Source organism: Sphingomonas sp. (assembly GCF_026460985.1).
Classification (GTDB): Bacteria; Pseudomonadota; Alphaproteobacteria; order Sphingomonadales; family Sphingomonadaceae; genus Sphingomonas.
Genome location: NZ_JAPKNM010000068.1, coordinates 1 through 20,467, shown reverse-complemented (window position 1 = coordinate 20,467; position 20,467 = coordinate 1). Strand labels below are relative to the sequence as shown.

Here is a 20,467-nt window from a genome sequence, read left to right as displayed (position 1 = left end):
TTTTGATGTGATGAGAGCGAGCGGCTTATTGCGGCGTGCTGGTCCGCGCGGCCTGGCCGTCGCCCTGCGGCGCGGCGATGATGTCGCGCGTCGTCTGCCCCTTGTCGACCACGTTGGTGGTGGGGCTGCCCGCGGTGCTGCGCGCGCCGGGCTCGGCCGCGGTGCGGCCGGCGGCGTCGAGCGTCGCATTCTCCGACGCGCTGCGCGCCTGCGAGCCGCCGAACAGCGCCTCGAGCGCCTGCGCCGAGGGCGTGGTGTCCTGCGGACGCGGCGCGCCCGGCTGGGGCGGCACCAAAGCGAAATCGGGCGGGATCACGAGCGGCGCGGCGCGCGCGACGGCGAACTCGTCGGGACGCGCACGGTCGTAACCGCCCTTGCCGCAGGCGGAGAGCGAGCCGACGAGTGCAACGCCCGTAGCGATCAGAACCAACTTACGCATTGACTTCATTCTCCACAGGAGCGGGCGTCCCGGCCCGCTTATCGCGCACGAACAGGGCGCGGATCAACAGGATCAGCACGCCGATGGTAATCGCCGCATCGGCGACATTGAAGACCAAAAAGGGGCGCCACTCGCCGAAATGCAGATCGGCGAAATCGACGACATAGCCGAGCCGGGTGCGATCGAGGATGTTGCCCAGCGCGCCGCCGAGCACGAGGCCCAATGCGATCACGTCGGGCGTCTTCTTCTCGCGCATCATCCACCAGAGCACGCCCAAGGCGATCCCGCCGGTGAGCGCCACCAGCAGCCAGCGCATCGTCGCGCCGGTCGCGGGCAGCAGCCCCAGCGACACGCCGACATTCTTGACGAAGCGCAGGTCGAAGATCGGCAGCACGGTCAGCGACGCGTCCTGCACGTTGAGCCCGAGCGGTCCGGTGACATAATATTTGGTGCCCTGGTCGATCAGGAACACCAAGGCCGCGACGAGCAGCCCGATCCAGCGAATCTTCATCAATCAACCACCTTGGCGCAGCGGTCGCACAGCAGGCCGTCCTGCGCAACTTCGGGAAGATGCCGCCAGCATCGTCCGCATTTGTGGCGTTGGGTGGGCGTCACGGTGACGCTGTCCGCTTCGGTGACTTTCGACACGATGAACAGTTCGGCGAGATCGTCGCCCGAAAGCGGCAGCACGGGCGCGGTGACCTCGGCCTCGAGGCTCGAGCGCACCTTCTTCTCGCGCCGATAGGGCTCGATCGCCTCCGTCACCGTCTGTCGGAGTGCGCGGATCGCGTTCCAGTCGGCGCTCGTCGCCGCACTTTCGGGCAATTCGGGCCAGTCGAGCAGATGGACCGAACCGTCCTCGCTCGGGAAGCGCGCCTGCCACACTTCCTCGGCGGTGAAGCTGAGAATCGGCGCGGCGTAGCGGACCAAAGCGTGGAACAATGTGTCGAGCACCGTCCGGTACGCGCGCCGCTTCGGATCCGTGGCCGCGTCGCAATAGAGGCAGTCCTTGCGGATATCGAAGAAGAAGGCCGACAGGTCCTCATTGGCGAAGTCGGTCAGCGCGCGGCTGTAGCGGTTGAACTCGAACGCCTCCGCCGCGGCGCGCAGCTCGGCGTCGAGCTCGGCGAGCTTGGCGAGCACATAGCGCTCGAGCTCGGGCATCTCGCCGACGGGCAGCTTCTCGGCCTCGTCGAACCCGTCGAGCGCGCCGAGCAGGTAGCGGAAGGTGTTGCGCAGCTTCCGGTAGGTATCGCCGGTGCCCGCCAGCACTTCCTTGCCGATGCGCACGTCCTCGAAATAATCGGTCTGCGCGACCCAGAGGCGCAGGATGTCCGCGCCGCTCTCGCCGATGATCTTCAAGGGATCGACGACGTTGCCGAGCGACTTGCTCATCTTCCGCCCATTGCCGTCGAGCGCGAAGCCATGGGTGAGCACCGCGCCATAGGGCGCGCGGCCGCGGGTGCCGCAGCTTTCGAGCAGCGACGACTGGAACCAGCCGCGATGCTGGTCCGAGCCTTCGAGATAGAGGTCGGCGCGGGCGTCCTCGCCATAGCGCGCCTCGACCACGAAGGCATGGGTCGATCCCGAATCGAACCACACGTCGAGGATGTCGGTGATCACTTCGTAATCGGCGAGGTCGTAATCCTCGCCGAGCAGCGCCTGGTGATCGGCCTGGAACCAGGCATCGGCGCCGCCGGTGGCGAAGGCCTGGAGGATGCGCGCATTGACCTGGCGGTCGCGGAGATAGTCGCCGGTCGCGCGGTTGACGTAGAGCGCGATCGGCACGCCCCAGGCGCGCTGGCGGCTGATCACCCAGTCGGGCCGCCCTTCGACCATCGATCGGATGCGGTTGATCGAGCGCTCGGGCACCCAGCGGGTATGCTCGATCGCGTCGAGCGCGATTCCGCGCAGGGTGGGGCCATTTCCTTCAATAAGCCCCTCCCCTTCAGGGGAGGGGGAAGGGGTGGGGGATGTCTCACCGAGACCGTCGCCCGCGGACAGGCCCCACCCCAACCCCTCCCCTGAAGGGGAGGGGCTAGGAACCGGGGCATCCATCGGGATGAACCATTGCGGCGTCGCGCGGAAGATGATCTTGGCCTTGGAGCGCCAGCTGTGCGGATAGCTGTGCGGGAAGTCCTCGGAGGCCGAGAGCAGCGCCCCGGCTTCGCGCAGGTCGCTGCAGATCGGGCCGTCGGGCGCGACGAACTTCTTGTTGATCACCGATCCCTGGCCGCCGAGCCACAGCCAGTCGGGTCGATAGGTGCCGTCGCCCTGCACGGCGAAGACGGGATCGAGCCCGTGCGCCTTGCAGAGCAGGAAGTCGTCCTCGCCATGGTCCGGCGCCATATGGACGAGGCCGGTGCCGGTGTCGGTGGTGACGAAGTCGCCGGGCAGGAACGGGCGCGGCTTGGCGAAGAACCCGCCGAGATGGTGCATCGGGTGGTGGGCGATCGTACCGGCGAGGTCGGAGCCCTTCACCGTGTCCAGCATCGCACCGTCCTTGAAGAGCGGTTCGTGGACGACCGAGCGCCCGTTCACGGGCTCTGCATAAGGCTGCGGGAACCCAACGCGGCGCAAGAAGCTCTCAACCAGCCCATCGGCGACCAGAACGAACGGAAGCTCGCCCTGCGCTGTGTCGACCATGTTCAACAGTACGTATTCAACGTCAGGCCCATAGGCGAGAGCTTGGTTGACGGGGATCGTCCAAGGGGTGGTCGTCCAGATGACAGCCTTCGAACCAACCAGATTGCTGATCGGGCTTTCGACGATCTCGAACGCAACGTCGATCTGCGTCGACACCACGTCCTCATATTCGACCTCGGCCTCGGCCAGCGCGGTCTTCTCGACCGGCGACCACATCACTGGCTTGGCGCCGCGATAGAGCTGGCCGCTCTCGGCGAACTTGAGCAGCTCGCCGGCGATGATCGCTTCGCTCTGATAGTTCATCGTGAGGTACGGCGTGTCCCAGTCGCCCATCACGCCGAGCCGCTCGAACTGGCCGCGCTGCACGCCCACCCATTTCTCGGCATAAGCGCGGCATTCGGCGCGGAAGGCGACGGGGTCGACTTCGTCCTTGTTGAGCTTCTTGGCGCGATAGGCTTCCTCGACCTTCCACTCGATCGGCAGCCCGTGGCAGTCCCAGCCGGGGACGTAGGGCGCGTCCTTGCCGAGCAAGGTCTGGCTGCGCACGACGATGTCCTTGAGGATCTTGTTCATCGCATGGCCCATGTGAATGTCGCCATTCGCATAGGGCGGGCCGTCGTGCAGGATGAAGCGCTCGCGCCCGGCGCGCGCCTCGCGGAGCTTCTGGTAGAGCCCGATCTTCGCCCAGCGCTCGAGGATCGCCGGTTCCTTGCTCGCAAGGCCGGCCTTCATGGGGAAATCGGTCTTCGGGAGGAAGACGGTGTCGCGCCAGTCGCGCGTGGACTCTTTTTCGTCGCTCATGGGTCCGCGCCGATTAGAGGATGCGGGCGCGAGTGAGAAGAAGAAGTTTGATCACGCAAAGGCGCAAAGGCGCGAAGGGCCACCGGCCTGGGATGAAGGAGCGCACGGCGAGTCCTTCGTGCCTTCGCGTCTTCAAGTTCGCGCAGAGGCGCAGAGGACGCAGAGAGTGCGCAGCGAACCGCGTCAGCGGTCCTCAAAAAATGACCGGATTGGAGACAGGCGCCTACCGGCGCAAATCCTGCTGCTCTCTCTGCGTCCTCTGCGCCTCTGCGCGAACAATCACTTCAACGCAGTCCGCGCCGCCTCCGCATCCGCGTCCATCTGCACCTTGAGCGCATCCAGCGAATCGAACTTCGCCTCGGGGCGCAGATAGTCGATCAGCGAGACCTCGATCAGCTGGTCGTACAGGTCGCCATGGAAAGCGAAGAAATAGCTCTCCAGCAGCTCCTCGGGCGGGTCGAAGCTCGGGCGGATGCCGAGATTGGCGACTCCATCCAGCACGCGCCCGTCGGGCAGGCGGCCGCGCACCGCGTAGATGCCGTAGGCGGGGCGCAGATAGTTGGCGAGGTGCATGTTGGCGGTGGGATAGCCGAGCTGGCGGCCGAGCTTGGCGCCGTGCTGGACCGGACCCTCGATCGCGAAGGGCCGGGTGAGCAGCCGTGCCGCGCCGCGCGGATCGCCCTCGCGCAGATACTGGCGGATGCGGCTGGAGGAGACGGTCTCGCCGTCGAGCCGGACGGGCGCGACGACCTCGGCCGAATAAGCGAACTCGGTGCCGAGCGCGGCGAGCGTCGCGACGTCGCCCTCACGCCCCTTGCCGAAGGTGAAGTCGTTGCCGGTCACCACGCCGCCCGCGCCGATGGTATCGCGCAATTGCTGCTCGGCGAATTCGCGCGCGCTGAGCCCGGCAAGCGCGGCATCGAAGTTGAAGACGAGCATCGCGTCGGCGCCTGCCGCGGCGACCAGGCGTGCGCGCTGGTCGAGCGTGGTCAGGCGGAAATGCCCCGATTGCGGCTGGAAATAGCGCTTGGGATGCGGATCGAAGGTCGCGACGATCGCGGGACGCCCCTCGGCCCGCGCGCGATCGATCGCGCGGCCGACCACCGCCTGATGCCCGAGGTGAAACCCGTCGAAATTGCCGAGCGCGACGATCCCGCCGCGAAGATGCGCCGGAAGCGGCGAGCCGTTGTCCAGTCGCTCCATGGCGGGGGCTATAGGGGGAGGGGAGGCATCTGCCAATTCTTCCCCGGCTTGCTGGAGGGGACTATGATTGCGTCACGGTCAGCATTCCCTCTCCCCTTGTGGGAGAGGGAGGGAGCCGACTTTAGTCGGCGGAAGGGTGAGGGGGAGTGAGACTCAGTCCCCCTCACCCTTCCCACTCGCTACGCGAGCGGGCCCCTTCCCTCTCCCACAAGGGGAGAGGGAGTTTAGTTCGGAACGATCCCCGCCCGCAGCACCCGCAGCACATTGCCGCCCATCACCTTGCGGATCTCCTCGGGCGTGAAGCCCCGATCCACCAGCGCCTGGGTCACCGCCACCAGCTGCGACGTGTCGAACCCGGTGGTCACCGCGCCGTCGAAGTCCGAGCCGAGGCCGACATGGTCGATCCCCACCAGGTCGCGGACATGGGCGATCGCGCTGGCGATCGCGGCCGGCGCGGTCGAGCAGATCGCGGCGTCCCAATAGCCGATGCCGACCACCCCGCCGGTCTTCGCCACGCCGCGAATCTCCTCGTCGGTGAGGTTGCGGTTGACCTTGCACGTCGCCTGGACGCCGCCATGGCTGGAGACCACCGGGCGGCGCGCCATGCGGAGAACCTCGGCGACGGTCTGGTGGCTCGAATGCGCGATGTCGACGATCATGCCGATCTTCTCCATCCGCTGCACGGTCTGGACGCCGAGCGGGGTGAGCCCGCCTTTCTTCACGCCGTGCATCGATCCGGCGATCTCGTTGTCGAAGAAATGCGTGAGCCCGGCCATGCGGAAGCCCGCGGCGTGGAGCTTGTCGAGATTGCCGAGCTGACCTTCCATGTCCTGCAGTCCCTCGATCGAGAGCATGCCGCCGACGACCTGCTTCCCCGCCGCCCGGTCGGCGAGCAATTGGTCGAGTTCCCGCGGCGTGCGGATCACGCGGAGCTTGCCCGCCGATCCCGCCGCGGCGCGATCGAGTTTCCGCGCATGCCAGAGCGAGCGTTCGAGCAGCGAGTTCCACGTCTTGATCGGCTGGAGCTGCGCCACCGCGAGCATCGTGATGTTGTCGGTATCGCCGGGGTTCGAATCGTAATTCTGCCCCTTGGGGGTCTTGGTCACCGACGAGAAGATCTGGAGCGCGACATTGCCCTGGAGGAGCCGCGGCAGGTCGACCTGGCCGCGCTCGGCGCGGTCGAGCAGGCTGCGGCGCCAGAGCAGGGTGTCGCCGTGCATGTCGGCGATCTGGAGCGAGGCGTGGAGCTTCCGCGTCTGGTCGGTCACCTTGGGGAGCGTGGCGGGCTCCACCTTGTTCCTTCCGGCCTCGACGATCGGCGGGGCGATGCCGAAAAAGCCGATGCCGGCGAGCACCAGCAGCGCCGCGAGCCCCCACAGGATCCTCTTCATGTTCTCCGCTCCAACGTGACGAAGCTGTAGGCGGGGCGCCCCGCTTCGCTCGCATGTTCTTCGCGCGCGATCTCGCGCCAGCCGGCGTCGAAGGCGGGGACAGTCGCGTCGCCCTCGGCATCCATATGGATTTCGGTGAGCTCGATCCGGTCGGCGCGGTCGAGGAACAATGCGAAGACCTCGGCGCCGCCGATCACCGCGACCTCGCCTTCGCCCGCCAGCGCCAGCACCGCCTCGGGCGAATGCGCGACTTCGGCTCCCTCGGCGGACCAGTCCGGATCGCGGGTCAGCACGATGTGGCGGCGGCCGGGCAGCGGCGAGGGGAAGCTCTCGAAGGTCTTGCGGCCCATCACCATCGGCTTGCCCATCGTCTGCGCCTTGAAGCGCTTGAGATCGGCGGGCAGGTGCCAGGGTAGCTTGCCCTCGCGTCCGATCACGCCGTTATCGGCGCGGGCGAGGTGGAAGGTGATGCGCCCCATGTCGCGGCTCAGCTTGGCTGGCAGCGCATCAGCGCGGCGGCCTGGTCCTGCGCCGCGCCGTTGGCCGGGCCGTCGGTCACGCGGACCTGGTAGAGCTCGGGCCACATCTTGCCGGTGACGAAGATGCGCTTGGCCGCGGCGTCATAGGCGATGCCGTTGGGCACTTCGTCCGCGCTGGGGGTGGGCGGGCCGAGCGCGGAGACGTCGACGAAGCTCCTCACCTTGCCGGTCTGGGGATCGATCCGTGCGATCAGGTCGGTCTGCCAGACGTTCGCCCAGATCTCGCCGTCGATCCATTCGAGCTCGTTGAGCTGGGCGACGGGACAGCCATTGGCGGTGACCGCGAGCGTGGATTGCTGCGCCATCGTCTCGGGATCGAGGAAGCGCAGGGTCGCGGTGCCGTCGCTCATGATCACCGACTTGCCGTTCTGGGTGAGGCCCCAGCCTTCGCCGGTATAGCCGAACTCGCCCTTCAGGCTCAGATCGGCGCGATTGTAGATGAAGCCCTTCTGGTCCTTCCAGGTCAGCTGGTAAATCCGGTCCTTCCAGCCGATGATGCCCTCGCCGAAATAAGGCGGGGAGAGCGGGGCCTGCGCGGTCACCTCGCCGGTATCGAGCACGACCTTGCGGATGCCCGACGTGCCTTCCTCGCCGGTGCTCTCGAACAGCGTGCCGCCGTCGTAGAACAGGCCTTGCGTGAAGGCCTGCGCATCGTGCGGGTAGCTCTTCACCACCTCGACCGTCTGGACCTTGGGCGCCTCGTCCTTCGCGCCGCCGCAGCCGGCGAGGGCGAGCAGCGGCAACAGCGCGGGCAGCGCGCGGATCGTCTTGCTCCGCATCAGACCGCCACCGGGGCCTTGATGTGCGCCTGCGCCGCATAATCGTGGATCACGAAATCCTCATAGTCATAGGCGTCGATCGCCGGCGCCTTGCGCAGGATCTCGAGGCGGGGAAGCGGGCCGGGTTCGCGCGAAAGCTGCTCGCGCGCCTGGTCGAGATGGTTCGAATAGAGGTGGCAATCGCCCCCGGTCCAGATGAACTCGCCCGGCTCGAGCCCGGCCTGCTGCGCAAGCAGATGGGTGAGCAGCGCGTAGCTGGCGATGTTGAACGGCACGCCGAGGAAGATGTCGGCCGAGCGCTGGTAGAGCTGGAGGCTGAGCCGGCCGTTCGCGACATAGGTCTGGAACAGGCAGTGGCACGGCGCCAGCGCCATGGCGTGGAGCTCGCCGGGGTTCCATGCCGATACGATCTGGCGGCGCGAGCCGGGGTTGGTGCGGATCGTCTCGATCAGCTCGGCGATCTGGTCGATCTCCTTGCCCTCGGCGGTCTCCCAGCGGCGCCATTGCTTGCCGTAGACCGGTCCGAGATCGCCCGACTCGTCGGCCCATTCGTCCCAGATGCTCACCTTGCGCTCCTGCAGCCAGCGGACATTGGTGTCGCCGCGCAGGAACCACAGCAATTCGATGATGATGGATCGGATATGGAGCTTCTTGGTGGTGAGCAACGGGAAGCCCGCCGCCAGGTCGAAGCGCATCTGGTGGCCGAACACCGAGCGCGTCCCCGTGCCGGTGCGGTCCATCGTCTCCGCGCCCTGGGTCAGCGCGCGTTCCATCAAGTCGAGATATTGACGCATCGCGCGAGCCTAGCGGGGTGATCGGCGCACGCCAAGCGGATCGCTTCGCTCCGTTTCGGAGGGAGAAGTACTTAGGGGATGCGCGCCGGGCTGGCAGCTAGGCGCGATGGCCCTGAACGCCCCCGAAGCCCCGCGCCGGCTCGCCGGCCCCGCCGCGGCGGGCGCGCTGTTCGCGCCCCTCGCGGACGAGGCGACCGAGGTGCTCGCCTTCGCCTATCTGGGCGCGGAGCAGCGCGTGCTGGGGCTGCGTCATGCGCGCTCGGGCTCGATCGACCGGCTGATGCTGCCGATCCGCGACGTCGTGGCCGATGCGCTCGCCTTCGACGCGGTGGCGGTGGTGATGGCGCACAACCATCCGAGCGGCGATCCGACCCCGAGCGTCGCCGATCGCGAGGCGACGCGGCTGCTGGCGCGGGCGCTGGGGACATTGGAGATGCGGCTGCTCGACCATCTGATCGTGGCGAGCGGGGGGATCACCAGCTTCCGCCGGCTCGGCCTACTCTGATCCCTTGCCCGGCTGCACCGCCGCGGGGGTGGCGCGCGCGCCGCTTTTGCATGCCTTGATCATGCCGGGCTCGGGGCGCTCGCCCTCGGCGCGGAAGATCGCGATATAGCCGCCGGCCGACGGCATCGGCCGCATCGAGACGAGGCCGTAGCCGACCGCGGCGAATTCGCATTTGAGCAGATTGGGCGGGGTGCCGTGATGCTCGGTAGGCCTGTCGGCGTCGACGACGATCACCTGCCCGTCGGGGGTGAGCGACGGGCGCAGCCGCCAGAGGAATTCGTAGGGGCTCTCGATCTCATGGTACATGTGCACCATCAGCACGCGGTGGAAGCTCGCCTCGGGCAGCCGCGGATCGGCAGGCAGGCCGAGCCGGACGCTGACATTGTCGAGCCGCTCGCGCACCACGCGCGTCGCCAGCGCGTCGCGGACCTCGGGGACGATGTCCTCGGCGACGACGCGGCCTTCCTTGCCCACGCGCTGCGCGAGGCGGATCGTGTAATAGCCCTCGCCCGCGCCGATATCGGCGACGGTCATGCCCGGCTTGATGCCGGCGAGGTCCATCACCTTGCCCGCTTCGTTGAGCCGGTCGCGCGCCTCCTCGGTCGACCAGCGCGCCGAGACGATCGTCGCGACGGGGCGATCGGCGGCGGGAAAGCCGGTATTGTTGGTCTGCGCCTTGTGCTCGCGCGGCGCCCGGCTGCCGCCATCGCAGGCGGTCAGCAGCAGCAAGGCGGCGCCCAGAGCGAGGGCTGACCTCAATCGACATCCTCCACTTCGACCGTCTCGCCGGTCACGCGCTGGGATAGCGCGGCCGCCATGAACGCGTCGAGGTCCCCGTCGAGCACGTCGCCCGGCGCGGTGGAAGTGACGCCGGTGCGCAGGTCCTTCACCAGCTGATAGGGCTGGAGGACATAGGAGCGGATCTGGTGGCCCCAGCCGATATCGGTCTTGGTGGCGTTCTCGGCATTGGCGGCCTGCTCGCGGATCGCGAGCTCGCGCTCGTAGAGGCGCGCGCGGAGCTGGTTGTATGCCTCGGCCTTGTTCTTGTGCTGCGAACGCTGGTTCTGGCACTGGACGACGATGCCGGTGGGGATGTGCGTGATGCGCACCGCCGAATCGGTGGTGTTGATATGCTGGCCGCCGGCTCCGCTCGCGCGATAGGTGTCGATGCGCAGGTCGCTCTCGTTATACTCGACCTCGATATTGTCGTCGATCACCGGATAGACCCACACGCTCGAGAAGCTGGTGTGGCGCCGCGCCGCGCTGTCATAGGGCGAGATGCGCACGAGCCGGTGCACGCCGCTCTCGGTCTTGGCATAGCCATAGGCGTTCTCGCCCTTGACCAGCAAAGTCGCCGACTTGATCCCGGCCTGCTCGCCGGCGTGATAGTCGATCAGCTCGACCTTGAGGCCGTGGCGCTCGGCCCAGCGCGTGTACATGCGCTGGAGCATGCCCGCCCAGTCCTGGCTCTCGGTGCCGCCCGCGCCCGAGTTGATCTCGATATAGGTGTCGTTGGGATCGGCCTCGCCCGAGAGCAGGGCCTTGACCTTGTCGACCTCGGCGCGCTCCGCCAGCGCGGCGAGCGCGGTGGTGCCTTCGCTCGCCATCTCCTCGTCGCCCTCGGCCTCGGCCATCTCGATCAGCTCGGCGGTGTCGTTGAGCTCGGTCTCGATCGCGCGGGTCGCGCTGACCGCCTCGTCGAGGCGGCGGCGCTCGCGCATCACGTCCTGTGCCTGCTTGGCGTCGTTCCAGAGCGTCGGATCCTCGACGCGCGCATTGAGCTCGTCGAGCCGGCGCAGCGCGCGGTCCCAATCGAGGAACCGGCGCAGCAGCGCCAGCGCCGCCTTGATCTTGTCGACATGAGCCTGCGCTTCGGCGCGCATGGTAGAAACCTTTCGAACTAACTCTGTGTCATCCCGGCGAAAGCCGGGATCTCGTGCCTCGTGCCGTTCGCTCGCGGCCTGAGGTCCCGGCTTTCGCCGGGACGACGTATGTAGGAATGCGCGCTAGTAGATTCCGCCCTCGCGTTGCAAGAAGTCGCTGTCGCTTGGCGACTGGGTCCGGGGCGCGGCCTTCTTCTGGACCGCCTTGGCCTCCGCGCTCTCCTCTCCCTCCTCCGCCGGTCCGCGGCGGCGGCGCTGCGGCTCGACCTCGGGCTTGAAGGCTTCCCAGATCACCGAGGCGAGCGGGTCGTTGGTCGGCCAGCCGCCGGCCACCCTGCGGCCGCTCGCGCGGTCGATGCGGGCCATGCGGATGCCTGCGGGCGCCGTGAAGGGCAGCACTTCCATGCCCTTGAAGGCGGGGATGGCGAACTGCTTGAAGATCGGCGCGGCGATTGAGCCGCCCTGGGCATAGCCGCCGAGATTGGTCGGGGTGTCGTAGCCGAGATAGAGGCCGGCGATCATCTGCGGCGCGCCGCCGACGAACCACACGTCGGTGGGCCCCGACGTGGTGCCGGTCTTGCCCATGAGCGGCCGGCCGAGGTCGCGCAGCACCGTCGCGGTGCCGCGCTGGATCACGCCCTCGGTGATGTGGACGATCTGATAGGCGCTCATCGGCTCGACGACCTGGCGCGCGCGGACCGCCGGGCGCGGCATCGCGCCGCCGTCCCAGTCGCGCGCGTTGCAGCGGTCGCAGGCGCGCCAATTCTCGGGGAAGATCACTTCGCCGCGGCGGTTCTGGACGAAGTCGATCAGCGTCGGATTGAGCGCGCGGCCATGGTTCACCAGGATCGAATAGGCATTGACCATGCGCAGCACGGTCGTCTCGCCCGCGCCGAGCGCATAGCTGAGATAATTGGGGAATTTCTGCTTCGAGACGCCGACGCGCTGGATCAGGTCGACCACCTTGTCCATGCCGATCTGGTTGGCGACCTGGACGGTCATCAGGTTGCGCGACTGCTCGACGCCCCAGCGCAGCGTCTTCGGCCCGGCGCCGCGCTGGTTGCCGAAGTTGCGGAAGCATTTGTTGCCGAGACCCGCGCCCTGCCAGACGCAGAAGGGCGCATCGACGACGATCGTCGCGGGCGTGAGGCCCTGCTCCATCGCCGCGGCATAGACCAGGGGCTTGATCGTCGAGCCCGGCTGGCGCTGCGCCTGGGTGGCGTTGTTGAACGGATGGAGCCGCGAATCGAACCCGCCCTGCATCGCCAGCACGCGGCCGGTGCGCGGATCCTCGACGACCATGCCGCCCGAGACCCTGGGCACCGAGCGGAGCGCCCAGGCGCCGCCCTCGGGCGCCACGGCGAGGATGTCGCCGGCCTTGATCGCGTCGAACGCCTCGCCGCCCTGGCCGCGCACCGGCATGGTCGCGAGCCCGCGCGGCAGCGTGCCGGTCTGGCCGTTGTCGAAGCCGATCTGCCAGCCGCCGGCGCTCTCCGAAATCGCGACCGCTGCGCGCCAATCCTCGTAATCGACGCCGATATTGGTGTTGAGGAAGGGCTGGAGCCAGCCGTTCGCCACGTCGACATGGTTGATCGGCCCGCTCCAGCCGCGTCCGCGATCATAGCGCAGCAGGCCGTCGCGCAGCGCCTTCTGCGCATATTCCTGGAGCCGCGGATCGAGCGAGGTGCGCACCCAGAGGCCGCCGCCATAGACGCTGTTGGGGCCGTCCTCGGCCTTCTCGCCGAACTTGTCGATCAGCTGGCGGCGGACGTCCTCGACGAAATAGCCGCCGACGCGCTCGAACTTCGGCGTCTGGCGGGGCACGGTGCCGAGCGGCTCGGCGCGCGCGGCGTCGCGTTCGGCGGCGGTGATGAAGCCGTTGTCGTGCATCTCGCCGAGCACCCAGTTGCGCCGCTCGATCGCGCGCTCGGCATAGCGGTCGGGATCGTAATTGGCCGGGCCCTTGGGCAGGATCGCGAGATAGGCCATCTGCGGCAGGCTGAGCTGGTCGAGCTCCTTGCCGAAATAGGCCTGGCTCGCCGCCTCGACGCCGCCGGCGTTGCGGCCGAGCTCGATCGAGTTGAGGTAGAGCTCGAGGATCTGCTCCTTGGAGAGCGTGCTCTCGATCTTGTAGGCGAGGATCGCCTCCTTCAGCTTGCGCGTCGGCGAATATTCGCTGCCGATCAGCAGGTTCTTGGCGACCTGTTGGGTGATCGTCGATCCGCCGCGGGCGCGCTGGCCCGAGCCCATCTTGGTGATGTAGTCGACCACCGCGCCGGCGGTGCCGGGGATGTCGACGCCGTGATGGCTGAAGAAGGTCTTGTCCTCGGCCGAGAGGAACGCCTCGACCAGTTGCTTGGGATATTCGGCGTAGCTCAGCTGGACGCGGCGCTCGCGGGCATAGCTGTGGATCGGCAGCCCGTCGACCGAGCGGACATTGGTGGGCAGCGGCGGCTCATAGGCGCGCAGCGTGTCGACCGAGGGCAGGTTGCGCGCGATCAGCAGCCAGATCAGGAACCAGAAGACGCCTGAGAGCAGCGCCAGCCAGGCGAGGATTCGGAACCACCAGCGACGATGCACGCGCTGGTACCAGCCGCGGATACCCCCGGCTCCACGCTTGATCGTCACCGTTTCGCTGGAAATGCTGCCGTCCGCCATGCGGGGTGCGGTGTAGCAAGTTTCTCGGGCGATGAAACCCGATCAAAACGCCGCCGAAACCAACCCGCCGCATTCTCCTCTATAAAGAGGCTGTGGGGAGGGGAGAAACAACCGGATCAGCGCGAGGCCATGCGAGTCGCGAAATGGATCTCGACCGCCTTGCGGACGCTCTGGGCCACCTTGCGCTGCCCCTCGGCGGAAGCGAGGAACTCGGCATCGTTGAGGTTCGAGATATAGCCGGTCTCGAACAGCACCGACGGCATGTCCGGCGCCTTGAGCACGATCAGCGAGGCCATGCGGTGGTAATTGGGCTTGATCGGGATGAGCGGCTGCGCCTCGCGGCCGAGCAGCCGGGCGAAGTTCGCCGACATGTTCATCGTCTCGCGCTGAGTGAGATCGATCAGGATCGAAGAGATGTCGGGGCTGGCCACGCCCAGATCGACGCCGGCGATGATGTCCGCCTTGTTCTCGCGCGCGGCGAGGCGGGCAGCCTCCTTGTCGGAGGCGACTTCGGAGAGCGTGTAGACCGTCGCGCCGGTCGCGTCGGGATTGCCGGCGCTGTCGCAATGGACCGAGATGAACAGGTCGGCCTTCAATCGGCGGGCGAGGCCATAGCGCTCCTGGAGCACGAGGAAGCGATCGTCCTCGCGGGTGAGCGCGACGCGGACGCGGCCCGAGGCGAGCAGGGCGTCCCTGATCGCGCGTGCCACCTGGAGCGTCACGTCCTTCTCGCGAAGGCTGCCGTCGGGGGAGAGCGCGCCCGGATCGTGCCCGCCATGCCCGGCGTCGATCACGACGAGCGGGCGGCCGGCATCGCCATAGACGCGCGGCAGCGGCGCGCGCGGCAGGCGCTTCGGCAGCGTCATCGACACGCTGTACGGATGCCGGCTCGCCGGCTGGAGATAGGTGAAGGGCGGCAGGAAGCTCATCCGCCGCTCGGCCGCGGCGCGCGCGAAGCGTTCGTCGTCGACGGTCCTGAGCTGGAGCGTGAGGGTGCGCCCGTCGCGGCCGAACCTGCCCTCGGAGACGATCGCCGGGCGTGCGAGATCGAAGACGATGCGCGCGCCGCCGTCCTGCGCGCCCTGGCGGATCTTCGCCACTGCGCCGCCGGCGACCGCGTCGCGGCCCGGCTCCGCGCCGGCCACGTCGAGCGCGATGCGCTGGGGCCCGGCGAGCAGGAACGCGCTCGCCTGCGTGACCGGCGCGTCGAACTTCACGACGACGCGGTCGCCGTGCACGCGCACTTCCTGCACGACGCCTGCCCAGCTAGGCACCCCGGTCAACCAGCCGGAGAGTAGGGCAAGCAGGAATAGCACCCGCGCGATATGCCGCGCCGGGCCATAAGGGGTCCAGCCCAAATGCATGTTTGCTAACTCTTGAACGCGTCGTCCCTGACGGAACCGTGCTAGACGACGACCTTCAAATCGGAGTGAAACAGCTTGGTTAACCGGCATAAATTTGCCGGAGGCCGGCAAATGGCTGCCGCTGCGGCATGTTGCACTTAAGCGCCGGCTCGCGGTTGCCGCGTGGCGCGGGGGGTGCTAGCAGGAGGTCGCTCCGATCCTTGCATCGGGCCGTATTCGCGACCAAATCCGTCGCGACAGTTCAGGTTGAAGCTTGCATGAGGCAATTTCCCCATCGTCCCACCCGCCAGGCCGTCGCGGCCGGCCGCGTGACGATGGCGGAGCTTCCGGACCGCGCGTCCGGGCGTGCCCTTCGAGCAGCAGCAGTTTTCGAAACCTGCGAGACCACAGCCGGCGCTGCCGGCCAAGGCCGCATCTTATATCGCGCGCATGCGCCCCACCCCTTCAGGGATACCGCCTTCAGGGGTTCAGGCCGGCGCGCCCGGAGAACAATAAATGACAATGCGTATGCTGATCGACGCACGCCACCGGGAAGAGACCCGGGTGGCCGTCGTCAAAGGGAGCCGGATCGAGGAATTTGACTTCGAGTCTGCCGAACGGAAGCAGCTCAAGGGCAATATCTACCTGGCCAAGGTCACGCGGGTCGAACCGTCGCTCCAGGCGGCGTTCGTCGATTACGGCGGCAACCGGCACGGCTTCCTTGCCTTCAGCGAAATCCATCCCGATTACTACCAGATCCCCAAGGAAGACCGCGACGCGCTGCTCCGCGAAGAAGCCGAGCATGCCGCCGAGGAAGCTGCGCTGCGTGCCCAGGACGACGCCGACGAGGACGATCACGAGGGCGAGGACGGCGTAGAGGTCCTCGAGCGTCCGCACGACGACGAGGAGCATGAGGACGAAGGCGAGGCGGCCGAGGGCGAGGAAGCGTCCGAGGGCGGGCGCGGCCGTGGCCGTCGCCGCGGGCGCGGCGGCAAGGAAGACGAGGCCGAGGCGCTGCGCCAGCGCCGCATGAACCTGCGCCGCCGCTACAAGATCCAGGACGTGATCCGCCGCCGCCAGGTGCTGCTGGTCCAGGTCGTCAAGGAAGAGCGCGGCAACAAGGGCGCGGCGCTGACCACCTATCTGAGCCTCGCCGGCCGCTATTGCGTGCTGATGCCCAACACCGCGCATGGCGGCGGCATTTCCCGGAAGATCAGCTCGGCGGCCGACCGCAAGCGCCTGAAGACGATCATGGCGGACCTCAAGCTGCCGCCGACGATGGGCTGCATCGTCCGCACCGCCGGGCTCCAGCGCACCAAGACCGAGATCAAGCGCGACTTCGACTATCTCGCGCGGCTGTGGGACGGGATCCGCGAGACGACGCTGCAATCCTCGGCGCCGGCTCTGGTCTATGGCGACAGCGACCTGCTCAAGCGCGCGATCCGCGACATCTACAACAAGGATATCGACGAAGTGATCGTCGAGGGCGAGGAAGGCTATCGCCAGGCCAAGGAGTTCATGCGGCTCCTGATGCCCAGCCACGCCCGCAAGGTGAAGCAATATGCCGACGCCGTGCCGCTGTTCCAGCGCGCCGGGGTCGAGGAGCAATTGTCGGCGATGTACCACCCGGTGGTGCAGCTCAAGTCGGGCGGCTATCTCGTGATCAACCCGACCGAGGCTCTGGTCTCGATCGACATCAACTCGGGCCGCTCGACGCGCGAGCATTCGATCGAGCAGACCGCGACCCAGACCAACCTCGAGGCCGCGCAGGAGATCGCGCGCCAGCTGCGCCTGCGCGACATGGCCGGCCTCGTCGTCATCGACTTCATCGACATGGATCACGGATCCAATGTCCGTAAGGTCGAGAAGGCGATGAAGGAGGCGCTCAAGAACGATCGCGCGCGCATCCAGGTCGGCCGCATCAGCGCGTTCGGGCTGATGGAGATGAGCCGCCAGCGGCTGCGCACCGGCGTGCTCGAGGCATCGACCCGCCAGTGCCCGCATTGCGAAGGCACCGGGCTCGTCCGCACCGCATCGTCGGCGGGGCTTTCGGCGCTGCGCCTGATCGAGGACGAGGCCGCGCGCGGCCGCGGCTCGCAGCTGGTGCTGCGCGCCAGCCAGGAAGCGGCCTTCTACGTGCTCAACCGCAAGCGTTCGGAGCTCGCCGAGATCGAGGACCGCTACGGCGTGACGATCGAGATCGCGTCCGACGGCGAGCTCGAAGGCGCGCGCATGTCGGTCGAGGCGGGCGGCCCGCCGCCGGCGCACGCGCCCAGGATCGAGCGCCTCATCGATGTCCCCGAGGACGAGGACTATATCGAGGAAGTCGACGAGGAAGAGGACGAGGAGGAGGAAGCGGCCGAGGCGCCGCGCGCCCGTCAGCCGCGCGAAGCCCGCGAGCGTGACGAAGGCGAGGGCGAAGGCCGCGGAAAGCGCCGCCGCCGCCGCCGTGGCCGTGGTCGCCGCGGTCGCGAGCACGAGGCCGGCGAAGGCGGCGAGGCCGAGCATGGTGAAGCCGAGCACGGTGACGAGGGCGAAGAGCCCGAAGCCGTGGAAGTCGAGGCCGAGGCGCCCGAGCATGCCGACCGGGACGGCGAAGGTGGCGAGGGTGAAGGCGGCCGCAAGCGTCGTCGTCGCGGGCGTCGCGGCGGCCGTCGTGGTGCGGGCCAGGCCGATGAGGCGGGTGCCGAAGCTACCGGCGAGGACGCGGAGCCGGCAGCCGATGTGACCGCGCCTGCCGAAGCCGAAGCGGCTCCGGAAGCCGCCGAGGCTCCGGCCAAGCCCAAGCGTTCGCGCCGCAAGAAGGCCGATGCAGAAGCGCCGGTTGCGGTGACGGCCGAAGCCGCTCCCGAGGCTCTTGTGGTGGAAGCGGAAGCCGCCGAGGCTCCGGCCAAGCCCAAGCGCGCGCGCCGCAAGAAGGCGGACGCCGAGGCCGCGCCGGTCGAGGCCGCGCCCGAAGCTGTCGCTGAGGTTGTCGACGAAGTGCCGGCCGAGAAGCCCAAGCGGACGCGCCGCAAGGCCGCCGCCCAGGCCGCGCCGACGCCCGCCGACGCCTCGGTGGAGGCGCCGGCGGAAGCCGAAGCGGTGGCGCAGGATCTCGCGCCCGAGGATTCGCAGGACCCGGGCGCCCCGCGCCGCGGCTGGTGGCAGCGGACGTTCGGCGCCTGACTCTAGGGGAGCGCGCGGATCCCTAGGTTCCGCGCGCTCCCGAGGAGCTTCACGACATGTTCATCGCGCATATCCAACAGCGTTGCCGCCAGAGGAGTTTGCCCCGATGATGCCGCGCATGAAGCGTCTTGCGGCCTTGCTGGCCCTCATCTGCCTGACCTGCTTCGCGGCGCGCCCCGCGTTCGCCCAGTCGGTGCTGCGCGACGCCGAGACCGAGGCGCTGCTTGCCGACATGACCCGCCCGATCATCCAGGCGGCGGGGCTCTCGCCCAACAATGTCCGCGTGGTGCTGGTCAACGATCCGTCGATCAACGCCTTCGTCGCGGGCGGGCAGATCGTCTACATCCATTCGGGGCTGATCGACGCCGCCGACAACGCCAACGAAGTCCAGGGCGTGATCGCGCATGAGATCGGGCACATCGTCGGCGGGCATGCCGTGTTCCAGAACGACGGCGGCTATACCAACATCTCGATCCTCAGCCTGCTGCTCGGCGCCGCGGCGATGGCGGCGGGCGCGGGCGAGGCGGGCACCGGCATCCTGATGATGGGCCAGCGCGCCGCGATCGGCAAATATCTCGCCTTCAGCCGCGTCCAGGAATCCTCGGCCGACGCGGCGGGCGCGCGCTTCCTCAAGGGCGCGGGGGTCAGCGGCAAGGGCATGATCAGCTTCTTCAACAAGCTGACCGCGCAGATGCACCGCTACGGCTATTACGCGACCACGAACAATCCCGAGGTCGATCCTTTCGCGCAGACGCACCCGATGTCGGCCGATCGCGTGCAGACGCTCACGGCGGACCTGCAATCGGCGCCTTCCTGGAGCAAGCCGCTCGACCCGAAGATCGAGCAGCGCTTCAAGCGCGTGCAGGCCAAGCTGCGCGGCTATGTCAACGAACCCGAGGCGACGCTGCGGCGCTATCCGACCACCGACCAGTCGGCACCGGCGCATTATGCGCGGGCCTATGCCTATCACAAATCGGGCTATCCCGATCAGGCGGCGGCGGAGACCGCGGCCTTGGTGAAGACCGCACCCGACGATCCCTATTTCCTCGAGCTCGAGGGCCAGATCCTGCTCGAATCGGGCAGGCCGGCGGAGGCGATCGCGCCGCTGCGCGAGGCGACCCAGCGCTCGAACAACCAGCCGCTGATCGCCGCGACCTTCGGCCACGCCCTGCTCGCGACCGAGGACAAGGCGAACCTCGCCGAGGCCGAGAACGTGCTCCGCCAGGCGGTCGCGCGCGACAAGGAGAATCCCTTCGCCTGGATGCAGCTCGGCACCGTCTATGAGCGCAAGGGCGACGAGCCGCGCACCGCGCTGGCGACCGCTGAGCGCGCGCATCTGATGGGCGACGCGCGCACCGCGCTGATCAGCGCGCGCTCCGCCATGGCGAACCTGCCGCAAGGCTCGACCGACTGGATCCGCGCGCAGGACATCGCGATGGTCGCGCAGACCATGATGGACGAAGAGAAAAAGAAGCGCCGATGAGCGAGAGGGTTTTGCGCAGTCCGCTGGCGCTTGCCGGCACGATGCTCGTGTCCGCATTGCTCGGCGCAGGCGCCTTCGCGCTGATCCTGGCCTGGGTGCCCGGCCTCGCCGGGCCCGCGATCCGCGGCTATCTGCTCGAGCATCCCGAGGTGCTGCCCGAGGCGATGGACCGGCTCCAGGCGCGCGAGACCGCACGTTACGAGAAAGCGCGGGAGGGCGCGCAGAAGGCCGTGCCGCAGCTCCTCGCGCAGCTGCAAAAGCCCTTTGCCGGGGCCTGGGCGGGCAATCCGAACGGCGACGTCACCGTGGTCGCCTTCATGGACTATGCCTGCGGCTATTGCCGCGCGAGCCTGCCGGGGATCGAGGAACTGCTCGCCAGGGATCCCAACGTTCGCGTGGTCTATCGCGAATTCCCGGTGCTCGGGCCCGAGAGCGTGGTCGCGGCGCGCTGGGCGCTGGCGGCCGCCGAGCAGGGCAAGTTCCGTGCGTTCCACGACGCGCTCTACGCGGCGGGGCCGCCCAGCGTCGAGAACATCACCCTCGCGGCCGGTAAGGCGGGGCTCGACAAGGAGCTCGCGAACAAGGCGGTCCAGTCCAAGACGGTCGAGCAGGAGATCCTCGCCAACCACAAGCTCGGCGAGCAATTGGCGATGACCGGGACCCCGGCCTGGGTGATCGGCGGCAAGCTCCTTTCCGGCGCGCGGGACTATGCCGGACTGGCCCAGGCCGTGGCCGAGGCGCGCGCGGGAAGGTAATCCTGATCCTCCCCCGCCAGGGGGAGGTGGCATGCGCAGCATGACGGAGGGGGAGGAAGCAAGCCGGGAGGTTTGGGCTT

General features: G+C 68.2%; 16 protein-coding genes. 4 read left to right on the top strand and 12 right to left on the bottom strand.

All coding sequences use genetic code 11. The annotated features are described in order from the left end of the window. Window positions 1-25: 25 nt before the first annotated feature. The 8 genes from MT490_RS11380 to MT490_RS11345 form a co-directional block, all read right to left on the bottom strand. Window positions 26-439, bottom strand: a complete 414-nt coding sequence (locus MT490_RS11380) for a DUF3035 domain-containing protein (protein ID WP_297387440.1) — start codon at window positions 437-439, stop codon at window positions 26-28. After that, complete coding sequence (gene lspA, locus MT490_RS11375; RefSeq protein ID WP_297387437.1) at window positions 432-950, bottom strand: signal peptidase II; 519 nt, start codon at window positions 948-950, stop codon at window positions 432-434. Before lspA ends, MT490_RS11380 begins: the two co-directional genes overlap by 8 nt. Next, window positions 950-3,886, bottom strand: coding sequence for an isoleucine--tRNA ligase (gene ileS / locus MT490_RS11370; RefSeq protein ID WP_297387434.1), 2,937 nt, complete (start codon window positions 3,884-3,886; stop codon window positions 950-952). The genes lspA and ileS overlap by 1 nt, the downstream gene beginning before the upstream one ends. A gap of 279 nt (window positions 3,887-4,165) precedes the next feature. After that, the gene (locus tag MT490_RS11365; protein WP_297387431.1) at window positions 4,166-5,089 is read right to left on the bottom strand and encodes a bifunctional riboflavin kinase/FAD synthetase; all 924 of its coding nucleotides are present in this window, start codon (window positions 5,087-5,089) and stop codon (window positions 4,166-4,168) included. Between the two features lie 224 nt (window positions 5,090-5,313). Continuing rightward, window positions 5,314-6,480 carry a dipeptidase gene (locus MT490_RS11360; protein ID WP_297387428.1) on the bottom strand — a complete coding sequence of 389 codons (1,167 nt, stop codon included), beginning with the start codon at window positions 6,478-6,480 and terminating at the stop codon, window positions 5,314-5,316. Then, the gene (locus MT490_RS11355; RefSeq protein WP_297387424.1) at window positions 6,477-6,959 is read right to left on the bottom strand and encodes a dihydrofolate reductase; all 483 of its coding nucleotides are present in this window, start codon (window positions 6,957-6,959) and stop codon (window positions 6,477-6,479) included. Before MT490_RS11355 ends, MT490_RS11360 begins: the two co-directional genes overlap by 4 nt. A gap of 8 nt (window positions 6,960-6,967) precedes the next feature. Beyond that, a complete protein-coding gene (locus MT490_RS11350) occupies window positions 6,968-7,798 on the bottom strand; it encodes a glutaminyl-peptide cyclotransferase (protein ID WP_297387422.1) in 831 nt (276 codons plus the stop codon). Then, window positions 7,798-8,592 carry a thymidylate synthase gene (locus MT490_RS11345; RefSeq protein ID WP_297387420.1) on the bottom strand — a complete coding sequence of 265 codons (795 nt, stop codon included), beginning with the start codon at window positions 8,590-8,592 and terminating at the stop codon, window positions 7,798-7,800. The genes MT490_RS11350 and MT490_RS11345 overlap by 1 nt, the downstream gene beginning before the upstream one ends. A gap of 106 nt (window positions 8,593-8,698) precedes the next feature. Between MT490_RS11345 and MT490_RS11340 the strand changes: the two genes are divergently transcribed. Continuing rightward, window positions 8,699-9,097 (top strand): JAB domain-containing protein, encoded by a 399-nt coding sequence (locus tag MT490_RS11340; protein ID WP_297387417.1) that lies wholly within the window; start codon window positions 8,699-8,701, stop codon window positions 9,095-9,097. Here MT490_RS11340 and MT490_RS11335 read toward each other — a convergent pair. From MT490_RS11335 to MT490_RS11320, 4 genes are all read right to left on the bottom strand, one after another. Further along, window positions 9,089-9,856: a methyltransferase domain-containing protein gene (locus tag MT490_RS11335; RefSeq protein ID WP_297387415.1), complete on the bottom strand. Its 768-nt coding sequence runs from the start codon at window positions 9,854-9,856 to the stop codon at window positions 9,089-9,091. The two genes, MT490_RS11340 and MT490_RS11335, sit on opposite strands and share 9 nt — an antisense overlap. Next, a complete protein-coding gene (gene prfB, locus MT490_RS11330) occupies window positions 9,853-10,980 on the bottom strand; it encodes a peptide chain release factor 2 (RefSeq protein ID WP_297387413.1) in 1,128 nt (375 codons plus the stop codon). The genes MT490_RS11335 and prfB overlap by 4 nt, the downstream gene beginning before the upstream one ends. A 123-nt stretch (window positions 10,981-11,103) precedes the next feature. Continuing rightward, window positions 11,104-13,638, bottom strand: a complete 2,535-nt coding sequence (locus MT490_RS11325) for a transglycosylase domain-containing protein (protein WP_297387409.1) — start codon at window positions 13,636-13,638, stop codon at window positions 11,104-11,106. A gap of 116 nt (window positions 13,639-13,754) precedes the next feature. After that, the gene (locus MT490_RS11320; RefSeq protein ID WP_297387407.1) at window positions 13,755-15,002 is read right to left on the bottom strand and encodes an N-acetylmuramoyl-L-alanine amidase; all 1,248 of its coding nucleotides are present in this window, start codon (window positions 15,000-15,002) and stop codon (window positions 13,755-13,757) included. Window positions 15,003-15,497: 495 nt separating this feature from the next. On the opposite strand from MT490_RS11320, the gene MT490_RS11315 reads away from it, so the two are divergent. The 3 genes from MT490_RS11315 to MT490_RS11305 all read left to right on the top strand — a co-directional run bounded on the left by MT490_RS11315 (window position 15,498) and on the right by MT490_RS11305 (window position 20,387). Then, entirely contained in the window at window positions 15,498-18,149 is a 2,652-nt protein-coding gene (locus tag MT490_RS11315) for a ribonuclease E/G (RefSeq protein WP_297387405.1), read from the top strand. 118 nt (window positions 18,150-18,267) lie between these two features. Beyond that, on the top strand, window positions 18,268-19,632 hold the full coding sequence (locus MT490_RS11310; protein ID WP_297387403.1) for a M48 family metalloprotease: 1,365 nt from the start codon (window positions 18,268-18,270) through the stop codon (window positions 19,630-19,632). After that, window positions 19,629-20,387: a DsbA family protein gene (locus MT490_RS11305; protein ID WP_297387400.1), complete on the top strand. Its 759-nt coding sequence runs from the start codon at window positions 19,629-19,631 to the stop codon at window positions 20,385-20,387. The genes MT490_RS11310 and MT490_RS11305 overlap by 4 nt, the downstream gene beginning before the upstream one ends. Window positions 20,388-20,467: the final 80 nt, after the last annotated feature.